Raw genomic sequence first — 17,558 nt, 5'->3', positions numbered from 1 at the left:
GTACTGCTGAGCCAGCGTTACATCCGGAACCAGGCAGGCAAAAACCGTAAGAAAAAAAAATGCCTTTATAAACTTAGCACAAATCAATTCAAAGGGTATTTTAATTTTCATTAATACTAATATTCATTTAACGCCGTAAAAAGTTTAGCTCTATCCGCTTTGAATTAAGGTTTTATTTTAACGATGACCAAGGGTAATTATAATTGGTTTTGAGCTAATATCAAAAAAACGGGCAACTATTTGCCCTGGTTTTCATTGTCACATTATACCCTTCACAAAAATGCTTTTATATACCGGATAATTTAACAAACCGGTTACTTAAATGTACATAACGGCAATAAATATGTATATAATGACAATTTATGCAGCCGAAATTTATATTTCTTTGCTGTTAATATCGTGTCCTGTAACCAATTTCAATTTATTATAAATACCTATGCGTAACCCTCTTTTTAGTAAACAACTTGCTAAACTTTTATTGATCTCCATTTTTATTCTTACTTATAAAATAAGCCGGGGTTTTCAGCAACAACAAAGCACCGGGCTTTCAAAATCTGATACTGCTTTTGTGCCCAAAGAAATTGAAGATCCCGAAAATATCGGTATAAACAAAGAGGCCAGTCATGCTACGCTGATGCCCTATGCATCTTTAAAAGAAGCGCTGGCGGCAAACCGCCATGCATCATCGTTTAGCCGTAGCCTGAACGGATTGTGGAAATTTAACTGGGTAGATTGGCCTCAAAAACGTCCCGTTAACTTTTATAAAACCGATTATGATGTATCGGGTTGGAAAGATATCAAAGTGCCTTCAAACTGGCAGGTGGAAGGTTATGGTACACCATACTATAGCAACTTTACCTACATTTTTCAAAAGGATTTCCCGAGGGTGATGAGCACTCCGCCCGAAAAATATACGGCGTTTAAAGAACGTAATCCGGTAGGCAGCTATCGCCGCGATTTTACAGTACCCGCAGATTGGGCCGGGCGTCATATCTTTATCACCTTTGATGGTGTCGACGCTGGTTTCTTCATTTGGGTAAATGGTAAAAAGGTAGGTTACAGCGTAAATAGCCGCAACGCCGCCGAATTTGATTTAACCAAATACATTAAATCAGGCAAAAACGTTTTAGCTGTTGAGGTTTACCGCTTCACCACGGGTAGCTACCTGGAAGACCAGGATATGTGGCGCTTAAGCGGCATTTTCAGAAACGTAACCCTTTGGAGCACACCGCAGGAGCATATCCGTGATTACTTTGTAAAAACCAATTTAGATAAACAATACAAGAATGCCGATGTAGTAGTATCGGCCAAGATTAAAAACTATGGTACCACACCTGTTAAAGCCAGGTTACTGGATGTGGCTTTGTACAACGGTTTGGTACCTGTACCGGGAGCCACTACCAAAAAGGCTATCCCTGCATTAAAACCCGGTGAGGAAGCGGTGGTTGAAGCTACCTTCCATGTAAACAATCCACAAAAGTGGACCGCGGAAACACCTAAGCTTTATACCGCCGTTGTTAAAATAGCCGACGGAAACCAAACGGTAGAAACCATATCGTCACGCACCGGTTTCAGGAACATCGAGATTAAAGGACGTTTGTTTTTGGTGAATGGCGTGCCTATCAAACTAAAAGGCGTTAACCGGCATGAAAACTGGCCAAACGATGGCCATGCGGTTACCGAAGAGCAAATGATACGGGATATTGTATTGATTAAACAAGCCAATTGTAACCATGTGCGCACCTGCCATTATTCTGACGATCCGCGTTGGTACGAACTGTGCGACCAGTATGGTATTTACCTGGTTGCCGAAGCTAACCTGGAGAGCCATGGAGCCTGGGATGAATTTAACGAAGAACCAAGGATCAAAGCCGCGTTGATTGACCGTAACGTGGCCAACGTGGAGAATTTTAAAAATCACCCATCGGTTATTATCTGGTCGCTGGGTAATGAGTGCGGCAGCGGCGGCTCAAACTTCCGGGCTATATTAAAGGTGATTAAGGACATCGACCCAACCCGCCCAACGCATTACCAAGGTTTTGGCATTGGCAATAACAATCCGGCCGATATGGACAGCGAAATGTATACCGATGTAGAGAACCTTGAAAAACATGCCAATGATAAAACGCTCACCAAACCTTTTTACCTGTGCGAATACGCGCATGCCATGTTCAACTCCATGGGGTCGGTAGATATTTATAATGACCTGTTTGATAAATATCCGCAGCTACTGGGCGGTGCCATTTGGGAATGGCAGGATCAGGGTATTTACAACAACCGCGATCCTAAACACCCCATAACCGCTTTTGGTGGTGGCTTTGGCGAGTATCCAAATGATCAATATTTTATTCATAAAGGTGTGGTGTTTTCCGATCGTTCTTTAAAACCACACTACCCCGAGTTGAAGCATGCTTACCAATGGATCAGCATCAAAGCAAAAGATCTGAGAAACGGCGAGGTTACCATCAAAAACCGTTACCAGTTCATCAACCTGAATGGTTTAACTGCTAAATGGGAGGTAACAGAAAACGGTACCACCATATCATCTGGCAATTTAGCTTTAAAAGAAATTAAGCCAGGACAGGAGCAGGATATAAAAATTCCGTACAATATCACCCCAAAAGCTGGCGCCGAATACTTTTTAAGGGTATCATTTGATCTGGCAGCCGATAAATTATGGGCCAAAAAAGGATTTGAAGTTGCGGCCCAGCAATTAGAATTACCAGTAGCTATCCCTGCCGCCGTGGTACGCCCGGTAGCCGGCAAACTAACCCTATCTGATTCAAAAAACGATATCAAGGTAAAAGGTGCAGGTTTTAAGTTGGAGTTTGATAAAGAGAAAGGCACTTTTTCAAAAATGGAAAAAGATGGCCAAAACGTTTTACGCGACAACGGCGGCCCAATGTTGCACCTGTGGCGTGCCCCGCATCGTAAAGATGATATGTGGGCTTACGACGATTGGGTTAAATATGGCTTAAAAGAAATAGCCTGGAAAACCGAAGAGGCGAAGGCCGCGCAACTTGCTAACGGCGATGTGGCTATAACAGCAAACCTTACCGGCACCGGTAAAAACGCATTTGTTGTACACCACCAGGTAGTTTATACCATTAACAGTAATGGCATTATCAAGGTTGATAATAACGTCAGTTTTAATGCCGATGCTAAACTAATATTAGCCAGGTTGGGCGTACGGATGTTTTTAAAGGAAGACCTTAATCAATTTGAATACTTTGGCCGCGGCCCGATGGAAAACTATGGCGATAGAAAAAGCGGGTTTGATGTAGGCCATTACTTTAGCAGCATAGCCCAACAGCTTACCCCATATGAAAAACCGATGGATTGCGGTAACCACGAGGATGTAAGATGGGCTAATGTAAGCGCAGCAAATGGTTTGGGTATAGCTATAAAAAAACAAACCGACCTGTTCCAGGTAACAGCATTGCCTTACAGCGATGAAGAAATGACGGATGTGGAGTATAAAATAGACTTGCCAAAAAGTAAGGGAACTGTGTTGTGTATTAGCCATCAAACCTTGGGTGTGGGCTCATATGGCTGCGGTCCGCGCCCTTTAGAGCAGTACCGGGTACACGCAAAAACTACTGCCTTCAGTTACTGTATAGAACTATTGGGTAAAAAGTAACAATCTGGTTAATTGTTTATAATTGCAAATGCTTGGGGAGCGACTATACGTTGCTCCCTTTATTTGCAAAGTATACCACTTAAACTTACACACCTGCCAACAAACTATTATGAAAAAAGTATTAATCAATAAACTTCTACCTGCATATCCGGCAATCCGCAAAGGCGCTTTTGCATTACTTGCCTTGGGCGTTGCTGTTATTATTTGTCCATCCTACATAGTTCCTAAATTAAAACCTGTTAAAGTAAAGGCCGATCCTACGCCCATAACCCTGAAAGTGCAATTGGTTACTAATAACCTGGAAGCACCTACTGCCATTGTTTTTCCGGGCAATGGGGATACCTGGGTGTTGGAGCAAAAGGGAAAGATCCGCATCATTAGGAACGGTAAATTGCTTGATGAACCTTTGCTCGATTTAAAAAGCAAAATGATAAAAGTGAACAATGGTTACGAGGAACGCGGCTTGTTGGGGATAGCCCTGCATCCCAAATTTAAAATCAACCACAAATTTTATGTTTTTTATAGCGCGCCATCGGCAAATAAATCCGACCATATGGATGTGATAGCCGAATATCAGGCACCCGCAAACACAGGCCCCATTGAGCCAGCCAGTGGCCGTATCATACTTACACAGGAAAAGCCAGACGGTAACCACGATGGCGGTTGTTTACAGTTTGGGCCCGATGGCTACCTGTATTTTTCATTTGGCGATGGCGGCGGCCAGGGCGATAAGCATGGCGAAATAGGTAACGGCCAAAAAATGGATATCATGCTGGGTAAAATATTACGTATTGATATCAACACACCACAGGGGTATTTAGTACCAAAAGATAATCCTTTTGTAGGACGTAAAGATGCAAGGGGCGAAATATGGGCCTACGGTTTCCGTAACCCTTACCGGTTTTCTTTTGACAAAGCATCCAACCAATTATTTGCCGGTGATGTTGGCCAGGATTTATGGGAAGAGGTTGATATTGTAAAAAAGGGCGGCAATTATGGCTGGAGGTTATTTGAAGGAACACATCCTTACAATCCTGCTAACGGTTCTGATACCAGGGGTATCACCATGCCCATATCAGAGTATCCCCACAAAGAAGGCGTATCTGTTATCGGCGGCTATGTTTACAACGGCAGGCAAGTACCTGTTTTAAAAGGCAAATACTTTTTTGCCGACTGGGCCGGGCCGATTTACTACCTGCAAAAGGCAGGTACTAAATGGGAAAGGGGTAAGGTAAGCCTGCAAAACCTTCCACCCGATTTAAAGATCACCGGTTTTGGGGAAGATGCCGCCGGAGAATTATTTATGCTCACCAACGCCGATACCGGGCCAGGCGCTGTTAAAGGAGGCGTTTATAAAATAGTGAAGAACTAATACTAAAAGAAAAAGGCTGCTCAACTGGGCAGCCTTTTTCTTTTACCGTATTTTTGGATAAGCACATCCTAAATTACATGAGGTGGATGAATATCAAAAGGTAAATGTGCTTAAAGCAAACTTTAAGGTGTTTTACGRCCAACGCCAGTTGATTTTCGACGGTGCGTTTGGATATCTGCAGCCTATCTGCAATTTCCTGGTTCGATAAATTGTCAAAACGACTCAATTCAAAAATTTCCTGGCATCTTTTGGGCAGCTTATCCAGGTGACCGTTTAGTTGGTTGTTAATTTCTGTTTGCTGTATGCGTATCTCTCCTTCGTTTGATTGATAGCTAACATCGGCAATCAAGCTGTCGTTAAAAACAATATCGAGTTTAGCCGCCTTGCGGCGTTTGTAAATTTGAAACCGAACCGAAGTTTGCATGAAATTAAAAAAGGATTCAATTTCCAGTTCCTTTCGCCGGTTCCAGATACTTACAAAAACATCGTTTACGGCCTCGGCACAAACCTCGTGATCATCCAGGTAATAATGGGCTGTTTTGTACAGGCTTACCCAGTAACGATCAAACAGCATATTGAATGCTATTTCATCGTCCTTACGTACGGCGTGCCATAGTTGGATATCTGTTTTGATAAGCTCTAACATTATAATTGGTATCTTAAAAATAATCAAAAAAAATTGATAATCATACAATAAAATAAAAAAAATTCAAAAAAGTATGTGAGTTTTTTTAAGGATGAGGTACTATACTTATATAAACCGCCAAATGTCAAAACAGGATTTTATTTCACTTTACGAAAAGTTTCTTTCGGGGCAATGTACCGATGAGGAAAAGGCCCTTTTGGAGCGTTATTATGAGGAGATAAAACTGTTAAACAACGATTGGGATGATACCCTGGGCGATAAGGAACAAACACGAAAGCTGATTTTGGATAAAATGGCAGATAGTGTTGATTTTCAACCTGTAATCGCCATTCATAAACGCCGGCCATCCACCTGGATGGGTTATGCCGCATCGATAGTATTTTTGTTTGCCATAGGTTTTTGGGGATGGCATTACGTTGCCAAACATGGCGATAAAAAACAGGTTGTAAGTAGTATTCGCCCCGGAAAAAAGATGGCCTATCTTACATTAGCCAATGGTAAATCTATCATACTTCAATACGCTAAAAACGGGCAGGTAGCAGGTAGTGGTAATGTTATTATAAAAAAAATAAATAATGGAATTTTGGCTTATTTTCAAAATAATAAAAATAATAATAAACAAAAAATAACTGCCGCTCCAGATAGTAATTTACTGACAATACCCCGTGGCGGTATTTTTCAAACAGTACTGGCCGATGGTACAAAAGTGTGGCTTAACTCGGCATCGTCATTAAAATATCCGGTTGCATTTGCCGGTACAGAGCGTAAGGTTGTACTCATTGGCGAGGCTTATTTTGAGGTTGCCAAAAATAAGGCCATGCCATTTAAGGTATCTGTTAACGGTACCGATGTGCGGGTATTAGGTACTCATTTTAATGTAATGGGTTACCCCGAAGACAACGAAATTAAAACCACATTACTGGAGGGTGCGGTTAAGCTGCATTCGCTGGCAGGCAACGCGCTGCTTGCCCCCGGGCAACAGGGTACCTGCGGTGTTCATAATGCAGGCTTTAGCATCAAAGATGTAAATACGGCCGATGTTGTGGCCTGGAAGGATGGCTTTTTTGTGTTTGATAACGAAAGTTTGCACAATATTATGTTAAAAATTGGGCGATGGTATAATGTAGATATCGTTTTTCAACACATCACCAACCAAAGCAGTTTTGGAGGCACTATTTCACGATATAAAAATATTGATGTTGTGCTGAAGGCTTTGGAGGCAACCGGATCTGTTCACTTTAAAATAGACGGAAGGAGGGTAGTTGTGATGGATTAACCCTTACCTATTTAAACTTCATAACGATCCTTAAAACAAAAGAGACCAGGAGTAGGTCGAAGTACCCCCGGTCAAAACACCTTTCGGCATTAAGGATCAATAACTGATTATTTCTTACAACCAATTAATTACTAACCTTAACCAAATGTATAAATTTTCTATTGCATTCCCGTGCAAAAGGGGTTCCCGTATCCTATCAAAATTTTTGCTGATAATGAAACTCACGTTTGTTTTATTAATAGCGGCATTGCTTCATGTAAGTGCCGCTACTTATTCGCAAAACATTAGCCTGAAAGTGAAAGATGTTTCGCTTTTAGATGTGTTTAAACAATTGCACCGCCAGGCCGGTGTTGAATTTGTGTACGATGATAAAATGCTGAAGGAGGCTAAGCCTATCAGTATAAACGTTGTAAACGAGCCCTTAACAAAAGTGCTTGATAAATGCTTTTCGCAGCAACCCTTAAACTACGAAATGATCCAGAACATGATTGTTATTAAGCGAAGGGCTGTTAGCAGCCATACAGCTGTTATTGCACAACAGGTTCTGTCATTAACCGTAACCGGTAAGGTTGTTGATGAAAAAGGCTTGCCCATACCGGCAGTAACCGTTAAGTTAAAAGATGGTAACATAAGTACATCAACCAGGGGCGATGGTACTTACACAATCAAACTTCCCGATGGTACGGGTACCCTGGTTTTTACTTTTGTTGGCTATAGCCCGCAGGAAATTCCTGTAAATAATGCTACCCGGATCAATGTAACCCTTAAAGAATCATCAACAGGCCTAAGCGATGTGGTGGTGGTAGCTTACGGGCAACAGAAAAAGGTAAGCGTTATTGGCGCTATAAGTACCGTAAAGGCCGAAGATTTGAAAATGCCGGTTGCCAATATTACCGATGTGCTTGCCGGGCGCGTAGCGGGCATTATAGGCGTGCAACGCAGCGGGCAGCCTGGTTATGATAATGCCGAGATCTACATCCGCGGTATCTCTACCTTCACCAATAGCAGTCCGCTTGTTTTGGTAGATGGGGTGGAACGTGATTTTGGTAATGTAGATCCTGAAGATATAGCCAGTTTCAGTATCCTGAAAGATGCATCGGCAACGGCTGTGTATGGCGTGCGTGGTGCCAACGGGGTAATTCTTATTCAAACAAAAAAAGGGCGGGTTGGTAAGCCTATCATTAATGCCCAGTACGACCAGGGAATTACCCAATTTACCAAAATCCCGAAGTTTGCTGATGGGGTAACTTATATGGAGATGGCCAATGAGACCAACAGGAACAGTAACCCCAATGATCCGTTACCTAAGTATTCGCAGGACAGGATCCAAAAAACGGCCGATGGCTCGGATCCAGACCTTTATCCCAATGTGGATTGGTTTAAAACACTGTTTAACAAAACAGGCCAAAACCGCCGCGCCCGCGTTAACGCCAACGGCGGGTCGGAGAGCGCACAGTATTACTTGTCTTTAGGCTACTACGATGAAACCGGTTTGTATAAAACAGACCAATTGGCCAACTATAACTCGGCTATTAAGTTTAACAGGTACAATTTTACATCAAACTTAACGCTCAAAGTTACCAAAACCACCAAGGTTGATTTTGGCGCTTCGGGCTGGATAAGCAATGGTAATTATCCCGGCAGTTCGGTAGATGCCATCTGGAGCTCGGCATATTTATTACCGCCAATTATCATTCCGCCGGTATATTCAAATGGACTGCATTCACAGATCCGTACGGGCGATGTATTAAACCCCTATAACCTGCTCACCCAAAGCGGCTACGTAACCGAGTTTAAAAGCCAGCTGTGGAGCAATATTCGCGTTACTCAGGATTTGGGCTTTTGGTTGAAAGGGTTGTCAATAACGGGCATGTTCTCATTTGATAATTACAATGCCCATATCATCAGCCGTACCAAAACGGTAGATGGCTATTTGGCCACCGGGCGCGATGCACAAGGCAATCTTTTGCTCGATAAAACATCCATAGGTACCAGCTTTTTGGGTTACGGCCGCAGCAATGGAGGCACCCGCCAGTTTTATGACGAAGCTGCAATAAACTACAGTAACAACGTAGGTAAGCATAGTTTTACAGGTTTGGTTTTGTTTAATCAATCGGATAAAGAAGATGCTTTTGCCGGCGATTTTATTAGCTCGATACCTTACCGGTACATGGGCCTGGCCGGGCGCGTTACCTATGCTTACGATAATAAATACCTGGCCGAAGCCAATTTTGGATACAACGGATCAGAAACCTTTGCGCCCGATCATCGCTTTGGTTTCTTCCCCTCATTCGGCGCCGGATGGGTAGTATCTGAAGAGAAGTTTTTTAAACCACTTTCGGATGTGTTTCAGTTTCTGAAGCTGCGTTACTCCTATGGCGTTGTTGGTAACAGTAATATTGGCGGCCGTCGTTTCGCTTATATATCAACGGTAGGCGGTGGTAATGGAAATTACTCTTACGGCCAAAACGGAACCAATCAAACCATCAACGGACTGGATATTGGCGATTATGCCGTAAGCGTGACCTGGGAAAAAGCAAAAAAACAAAATTTAGGTTTAGAGGTAAAAATGCTGGATAACCTGATATCCCTTACAGCCGATGTTTTCCAGGAATACCGTACTGGTATATTCCGCCAGCGTGGCGATGTGCCTACCTACACAGGTTTATTATCACTTCCGTATGCCAACCTGGGCGAAATACACAACAGGGGAGTAGATGCCTCGCTGGAGGTTACCAAACGCCTTGGAGAAGATTGGCAATTGGGGCTTCGCGGAAACTTTACCTATAATAAAGCGATCAACATTAATGATGCCAACGCTCCCTGGCCATACCCATGGCAGCAACGGATTGGCCGCCCTGTTGGTCAGCGGTTTGGCTATACCGCTTTGGGGCTATTTCAGAATGATGCCGATGTGGCAAACAGCCCTTATCAAACAGGCACAAACAAAGCCGGAGATATTAAATACAAGGATTTAAATGGCGACGGGAAAATTGACAGCTATGACCAGGGGCCAATTGGACACGGCAGTATTCCCGCAATTGTTTACGGCTTTGGGCCTACTATAAACTATAAGGGTTTTGCACTTGGAGCATGGTTTAAGGGAATTAGTGATGTGGATATTTCATTGAATGGCGATGGCCTGCAGCCCTTTAGCCAGGGTGGCGAACGTGGCAACCTGCTTGCCCAGATAACAGACCGCTGGACACCTACCAACACCAACCCTCATCCACTTTACCCAAGACTTACCTATGGCAACGATAATATGAACTATGTAAACAGTACATGGTGGGTTAAAAATGGCGCCTTTATGCGGATGCAGACACTGGAGCTAAGCTATGATTTTGCGCACGCAAGCTGGTTAAAACCTACAGGAATGTCAAATCTGAGCATTTATTTTATCGGCTACAATTTGTGGACTGTAAGTGGATTTAAACTATGGGATGTTGAATTGGGAGACGGCCGGGGTGCGCAGTACCCATTGCTTAAAACCTATAACCTGGGTTTAAAATGCACCTTTAAATAGTGGTTATTATCAAATATAAACAGATATGAAAAATACAATCATAAAATATAGCGTGGCAATGCTCATTTTAATATTGCCGTGTACCGGGTGCAAAAAATACCTTGACCAGGTGCCTAACGACCGTGTTACGATAGAACAGATTTTTCAAAAAAAGGGTCCGTCGGAGCAATACCTGGCCAATGTATACAGCTATGTTGATGACGAGGCTGATCAATGGACACAAAATCCATGGCTTGGCAATGCCGACGAGGCTGATGTAACGTGGTCTAAATACACCATTTACGATCTTAATATTGGTAACATTAGCGCAGGCAACGCGCTTTTTGATAAATGGAACCATTATTACAACGGCATCCGCTCAGCTACTTATTTTATAAATCATATTACAGGCAATGCAGAAATTTTAGCGCTTAACGGCCAACAGCTGATAGATCAATATATCGCCGAGGCCAGGTTTTTACGGGCTTACTACTACTTCTTACTGATGCGGCAATATGGCCCGGTAGTATTGATGGGGGATAAAGAAATTCCTGCCGATGCCACAGCCAATGATATGCAAATACCGCGCAGTTCTTTTGATGATTGTGTAAACTACGTGAGCAGCGAACTGGATAAAGCCGCGGCGGTGTTGCCGCAGGTGCCTTCAAACAATGGGCAGGCAAGCGATGTGCAGTACGGCCGCGTTACGATAGGCATGGCGCTTGCGGTTAAGTCGCGGTTGTTGCTATATGCGGCAAGCCCATTATATAACGGCAATACCGATTTGGCCAGCTTTAAAAATAAGGATGGCAAACCAATGATTAACCAAAGTTATGACGTTGCCAAATGGAAAAAGGCTGCCGATGCTGCCAAAGCCGTAATTGACCTGGGTTTGTACTCATTATATAAAGACCCTGGTGGCGATCCGGTAAAATCATACCAGAATATATTCCTTATTCCGTGGAACTCCGAGCAGATATTTGTGCGTAAGGACAACAATTTACCATCATATGATGTAAACTCGATGCCCCGCCAGGCCGGCGGCTGGAATGGTGTAGCCGTAACACAGGAGCAGGTAGATTCTTATTATATGAACGATGGTTTGCCTATTCATGAATCATCTGCCTATTCAGAAACTGGTTTTACCACGGTGAATGGTGTTTCGGTTTACAATATGTATGTGAATCGCGAACCGCGTTTTTATGCGTCGGTTACTTATAACAACAGTATTTTCCAGGGTGGTAATATGAAAAGTGCGGCACCCATCTCGTTTTTTGTAAGCGGGCCCAACGGCAAAAACGGGCACCCTACAGATTGGTCGAAAACCGGCTATCTGGTCAGGAAAAATATTGGTACGCAAACCAACGGAGGGTCGGGCGGTAACGGCGCTGCCCAGTCACGGCCCGAAATTCTTTTTAGGCTTGGCGAAATTTATTTAAACTATGTCGAGGCACTGAACGAATATGCACCCGGCAACGCCGATATTGTCAAATACCTGAATTTGATAAGAGACAGGGCAGGCATCCCGCTATATGGAAGTGGTGCAAAACCTATCCCTGTACCGCCAAGCCAGGCAGATATGCGTACACGTATCTGGGCCGAGCGAAGGGTTGAGCTTGCTTTTGAACAGCAACGCTGGTTTGATATCCGCCGGTGGAAAATTGCACCCCAGGTTATGGGCGCCGTTCATGGTATGAATATCAACAAGGATGGCAATGATTTTTTTAATCGTGTTGTAGCAAGCAACCATCTTTTCCGCGCGCCGGCATCTTATTGGTTCCCTATAAGCCAGTATGATATGGACAGATCAAAACTGGTTGTTCAAAATCCAGGATGGTAATCAAGTTATTCACCTTAAAAATTCAAGTTATGTTAACTAAAAATATTTCAAAGTTTATATTGTTTGCCGGCCTGGCCGGCAGCAGCTTGCTTTATAGCTGTAAGGATAAAGTTGATTTACCAAACCAGCCCGTTGATAGCTATAGCCAGGTTTATATGCCCGAAGCTGTAAATAACCCGGTAGTTAAAACTTTTAAAATAACCGATAGCGCACAAACCGCTACTTACGGAGCAAATTTTGGCGGGCAAAACTATCCAACAACCGATATACCAATCAATTTTACCGTAAATAGCGCCATGGTTGATAGTTTCAATGTGGTAAACAAAACCAATTATACACTTTTGCCAGCCAGGAGTTATACACTATCAAACCCAACTGCTACTATTCTTAAAGGGCAGTTAAGCACAAGTCCGTTCACTATATCCTTTAAAACCAAAGGCGCGGATGCTATGGATGCTTTAAAAACATACCTATTGCCTGTAAGTATCTCCACTACAGCTGCCAAGGTAAATCAAACACTACGTACTACCTTTTACCAGGTAAAGGCCCAGCCAGATTTTAATGACTACCCAAATTACGACAGATCAAAATGGCAGGTTATAGGTTTTTCATCACAGGAGGCAAGCGGCGAAGGGCCCAACAATGGCCGCGCGATATTTGCACTGGATGGTAATGTAAACACGTTTTGGCATTCCAATTGGTCGGGCGCGTCACCGGGGCCTCCACATTATATTATTATTGATATGGGCGCGGTAGCTACCTTGCACGGCTTATCATTTGTAGGCAGGCAGGGCGATGGCGGTGGCAAACCCAATGAGGTTAATGTACAGGTAAGTGTTGATAATATTAAGTGGGTTGACGCGGGCACGTTTAACCTGTTGAATAATAAGGACCTGCAACAACAATTTCTCCCGGGCGGGTTCAAAGACGCGCGGTACTTTAAAGTGACCATCAATTCGGCCTACAACGCATCCTACATGCAGGTAGCAGAATTGAACGCTTTTTAAAAATAATACCCTATAGGTGGAATGCTGCCGTCCACCTATAGGTTTCTGCCATTTTAAGTTTGATAACAGGTATTACTGATCAACCCATAATTGCAATGTTGGGGGGGGCGGCTATTTGTGAGTAAAATTTAAATTGTGACCCTACACTATATGAAAAAAAATCTTTTCCGGGAAAATCCCGGCAGGCATTCCTGTTGCCTGTTGCCTGTTGCTGCCATCACTAACCAGCACCATTTTAAACAATCTATAAAAACAATGTTATGAAGAAAAACCATTTGAAAAACAACAAGCTGATGAGGGGCATTATCCCGATTGCAGCCGGGGTAGCCGTTATGTTTTCGGCTTGTAAGAAAACAGAAACCCCTAAAACAGACGCCGGGCAAACGGCGGGTGGGGCAAAGCTGGCTGTACACACCAGCGCGGCCAATGCCGGCAATGCCGATGCCGCCTTTAACGCATATAATAACGCGTTCCTGGTAAACTCGGGCGGGCAAACGTATTACAAAAAAGCCATTAATGATGGTACTGCTGACGGTACCTGGGTTGCATCACTGGATATTTTAGTGGCCGAAGATGCCTACGAGCGCACTGGGAGCGCCGCACATAAAACGTTGGTAAATAACTTATGCAATACCTGGCTGCAAAACACCCAACCACCATGGACATGGGATGGCTGGAATGATGATATTGGCTGGTTTTCTTTGGCGCTTATTCGTGGTTACCAGATGACAGGTACCGCTAATTTTCTAACGCAGGCCAAATATGGTTTTGATATGGCCTACGCCCGCGGTTGGGATACCCAATATAATGGCGGTGGCATTTGGGAGCAACAACCCAATATGACACCGGCAGGGCAGCCAATAAACAAGGAGGCTTTATCAAATAATAGCTTAGGTAAGGTGGCTTGTCTTATTTACCAAAGCACGCATGATCAGGCATACTTAACCAAAGCTACCCAGATATATGACTGGGTTTGGAATCATATTTACAATTCAAGTACCGGGCAGGTTTACACGGGGATAGATCGTAACAATGTGGTAGATCATGGGGCGGCCGTTTATAACCAGGGTACGTTTGTTGATTTTGCCAACCTGCTGTACCAGGTAACCGGCAATATTAATTATTACAATGATGCCAAACGATCTATCGACTATGTGAAAAACAATATGACCACCAATGGTATCATCACCAACAACGCAGGCTACCTGAATACCTGGGGCGATGAATTTGCCCGCGGACTTGGCCATTTTGTACGCGATAACCACATGTGGAGCACCTATTACCCATGGATGGCGCAAAACGCAACCGCTATTTGGAACAACCGCCGCACCGACTATAATATTACCTGGAACGGTTGGGACCAGGCTACGCCAACAGATAATAGCTTAACCACAAGTAAGTTTGCCAGCGCAGTGGCGTGGTTGCAATACACGCCAGGTTCGCAACCCGATAACCTTGCCGGTGTACATGTTATTGTGAGCAGTCAAAATGGTATCGCAGTAGATAACGGCAGCCTGAGCGGCAACGGAACCGGAGTGGTACAATGGGGATTGAATAACGGGCTGAGCCAAAAGTGGAACTTTACCCAAAACGAAGATAATTCATGGAATATTGTTAGTCAATACAGTTGGCTTGCATTAGATGTGCCGGGAGGTGCCACAACCAACGGGCTACAGCTTATCCAGTACACGCCAGCCAGGAATACCAACCAGCGCTGGTGGGTTGACAAGCAATCGGATGGTACTTACAAAATATGGAACCAGGCTACAAACGGAGCGTTGGACAATTCCAGCTCATCTGTAAATGGTTATAAACTTGTTCAATGGGGTTGGAACGGTGGGGCTGCCCAACGTTGGTTAATCCAATAGTAAGCGTTACATCTTCAGGTGCAGGTTTTTTGCTGTTGTGTTAGATAATACAGGCAATTGACATTGGCAGTGAAAAGCCTGCACTTTGATAATTTTTTATACCCCAATTCCGGTCGCTGTTGTTTAAAACTGATTGAATGCATTTTCGAGACCCGATAGCAAACTCCAAGCCATCACAAGTGACTAACAATTGTATATTTGTTTATGAAATTTACAACCCGTATTAGCTTGCTGCTGCTTGTTTTACTTCACAATATTTACTTTTTTGCTGTCGCACAACAGCCGGCGCAGGTAGCAACTGTTGCACCGGGCGTAAAAAAACTAACATCGGGCCAGCCGGAAAAATTTTCGCCATATAGCTTCTGTGATGAAAAACCGATGGTAGCAGAGATGAGCGAATTGCCTGAAGCCAAACTGCCGTTCAATGTCAATGATATTAAGATCAATATTTCTGATCGCGGGGTGCTTGTTGAGATACCTTTAGACAACGAAGAACAGCTTTATGGATTCGGCCTGCAAATGGGGTCTTTTAATCAAAAAGGCCTTAGAAAAAAGCCGATAGTTAATGATAACCCTTCACACGATCTGGGATATACCCATGCACCCATGCCATTCTACGTATCGAACAAGGGTTATGGCGTACTGGTGAATACTTCTCATTACACCACCTTTTACTGCGGCAGCACCGCTAAAAATACGGGTGCGGTTCATGTAAATGATGGCAAAAGCGGTAACTCTGTTGAAGAACTGTATAAAAATGATCGCCCGGCCTCCGGCTATGTTGCTGTAGATGTTCCGGGTGTGCAGGGCGTTGAGGTTTATATATTTGAAGGTCCTGAATTGATCAATGTTTTACAGCGTTATAACTTATTTTCGGGCGGCGGCGCCTTGCCTGCTATGTGGGGCCTCGGCGTTAAGTACCGCTTAAAAGCAGACTTTAACCAACAGCAGGTAGAAAAGATGGCCGATTATTTCCGGGCGAATGATATTCCCTGCGATGTGCTGGGCCTGGAACCGAAATGGCAAACAACCGCCTATTCCTGTTCGTATGTGTGGAATAAAGATTTTTTCCCTGATCACGACAAGTTTATAGATACCATGAAAGCTAAAGGATTTCACATTAACCTGTGGGAACATGCGTTCGTAAATCCTAAATCGCCGCTTTATATGCCCCTTAAAAATAAATCGGGAGATTACCTGGTTTGGAATGGCCTTGTCCCGGATTTTGTTGATCCTGGCGCCAGTAAATTATTTGCCGACTATCATAAGGAAACCTTTGTTCTGAAAGGTGTTTCGGGCTTTAAAATGGATGAGTGTGATAACTCCAACCTGACGACGGGAAATTCCACCTGGAGCTTCCCTGAACATAGTCGTTTTCCCTCAGGAATTAACGGCGAGCAAATGCACCAGGTTTTCGGTATTGTATATCAAAAAACAGTTTATAATATTTATAAAGAACTTAACACCCGAACTTTTCTGGATGTGCGCGCTTCCAATGCATTTGCCTCCTCTTATCCTGCATCGCTTTATAGTGATACCTACGATCACCATGAATATATCCAGATGATCAGTAATTCCGGGTTTTCAGGATTGATCTGGTCGCCCGAGGTCAGGGAATCCAGGTCGGTTGCCGACCTGATGCGCCGCAGTCAAACGGCGGTACTTTCTGCTCAAACACTTTACAATTCCTGGTATCTGCAAAATCCGCCATGGCTGCAAATCAACAGAGATAAAAACAATAAAAACGAGTTTATGGAGAACGCGAAAGCTGTGGAGGCTGATGTACGTAAACTCCTTAATTTCAGGATGAGCCTGGTTCCTTATCTGTATAGTGCTTTTGCCGACTACCATACAAAGGGAATCCCGCCGTTCAGAGCCCTGGTTGTTGATTATCCAACCGATCCGAAAGTGTTCAATATAGATGATGAATATATGATTGGACAGGGAATTTTGGCTGCTCCGCTTACCGAAAATAGCGACGAGCGCAAGGTTTACCTTCCTGCAGGTAACTGGTACGATTTCAACACCCGTAAAAAATATCCTGGCGGTCAGGAATATATAATAAAAACCAACTATACCGATTTGCCAATATTTGTGAAAGAGGGCACCATATTGCCTTTGGCAAGGCCGGTTGAATACATAAGCCCGGAAACCCGTTTCGAACTTACCTGCTATGTGTATGGCGATCAGGCGAAGCCTTTCTCCTTATTCGAAGACGATGGCGTTACCTTCGACTTTGAAAAGGGAAAATACAACACCCTTAGTTTAAACTATCAGAACGGTAAGGGCGTGGTAAAAAAAGCCGGTGCTTTCAAAGGCAGCAGGTACTATATTGCAAAATGGGAAGTGATCAGGTAAAATTCCTACTACATGCTGCTATGTCGGAGAGTCGGACCTCAATGGA

The 17,558-nt window shown here is 43.7% G+C and carries 9 protein-coding genes; 8 read left to right on the top strand and 1 reads right to left on the bottom strand.

Annotated features, from left to right (window positions below; genetic code table 11):
* Positions 1-436 precede the first annotated feature (436 nt).
* Together AC1DV1_RS23910 and AC1DV1_RS23905 are read left to right on the top strand one after the other, a co-directional pair.
* A complete protein-coding gene (locus AC1DV1_RS23910; protein ID WP_477364605.1) occupies positions 437-3,640 on the top strand; it encodes a glycoside hydrolase family 2 TIM barrel-domain containing protein in 3,204 nt (1,067 codons plus the stop codon).
* Positions 3,641-3,749: 109 nt separating this feature from the next.
* Complete coding sequence (locus AC1DV1_RS23905) at positions 3,750-5,012, top strand: PQQ-dependent sugar dehydrogenase (RefSeq protein WP_477364602.1); 1,263 nt, start codon at positions 3,750-3,752, stop codon at positions 5,010-5,012.
* 73 nt (positions 5,013-5,085) lie between these two features.
* On the opposite strand, the gene AC1DV1_RS23900 is transcribed toward AC1DV1_RS23905, so the two are convergent.
* Positions 5,086-5,658, bottom strand: coding sequence for a sigma-70 family RNA polymerase sigma factor (locus AC1DV1_RS23900; protein ID WP_477364599.1), 573 nt, complete (start codon positions 5,656-5,658; stop codon positions 5,086-5,088).
* 121 nt (positions 5,659-5,779) lie between these two features.
* Between AC1DV1_RS23900 and AC1DV1_RS23895 the strand changes: the two genes are divergently transcribed.
* The 6 genes from AC1DV1_RS23895 (at position 5,780) to AC1DV1_RS23870 (ending at position 17,512) form a co-directional block, all read left to right on the top strand.
* Complete coding sequence (locus AC1DV1_RS23895) at positions 5,780-6,934, top strand: FecR family protein (RefSeq protein WP_477364596.1); 1,155 nt, start codon at positions 5,780-5,782, stop codon at positions 6,932-6,934.
* Positions 6,935-7,148: 214 nt separating this feature from the next.
* Entirely contained in the window at positions 7,149-10,460 is a 3,312-nt protein-coding gene (locus AC1DV1_RS23890) for a TonB-dependent receptor (protein ID WP_477364593.1), read from the top strand.
* 25 nt (positions 10,461-10,485) lie between these two features.
* Positions 10,486-12,279 carry a RagB/SusD family nutrient uptake outer membrane protein gene (locus AC1DV1_RS23885; protein WP_477364589.1) on the top strand — a complete coding sequence of 598 codons (1,794 nt, stop codon included), beginning with the start codon at positions 10,486-10,488 and terminating at the stop codon, positions 12,277-12,279.
* A gap of 29 nt (positions 12,280-12,308) precedes the next feature.
* Positions 12,309-13,286 (top strand): BT_3987 domain-containing protein, encoded by a 978-nt coding sequence (locus AC1DV1_RS23880; RefSeq protein WP_477364586.1) that lies wholly within the window; start codon positions 12,309-12,311, stop codon positions 13,284-13,286.
* Positions 13,287-13,546: 260 nt separating this feature from the next.
* Positions 13,547-15,154, top strand: a complete 1,608-nt coding sequence (locus tag AC1DV1_RS23875) for an RICIN domain-containing protein (protein WP_477364582.1) — start codon at positions 13,547-13,549, stop codon at positions 15,152-15,154.
* A gap of 204 nt (positions 15,155-15,358) precedes the next feature.
* Positions 15,359-17,512 (top strand): glycoside hydrolase family 31 protein, encoded by a 2,154-nt coding sequence (locus AC1DV1_RS23870; RefSeq protein WP_477364579.1) that lies wholly within the window; start codon positions 15,359-15,361, stop codon positions 17,510-17,512.
* Positions 17,513-17,558: the final 46 nt, after the last annotated feature.

The organism is Mucilaginibacter sp. P4_D1 (assembly GCF_056401935.1).
The sequence above is the reverse complement of the archived record's forward strand: the minus strand, read 5'-3'. Positions and strand labels throughout refer to the sequence as shown.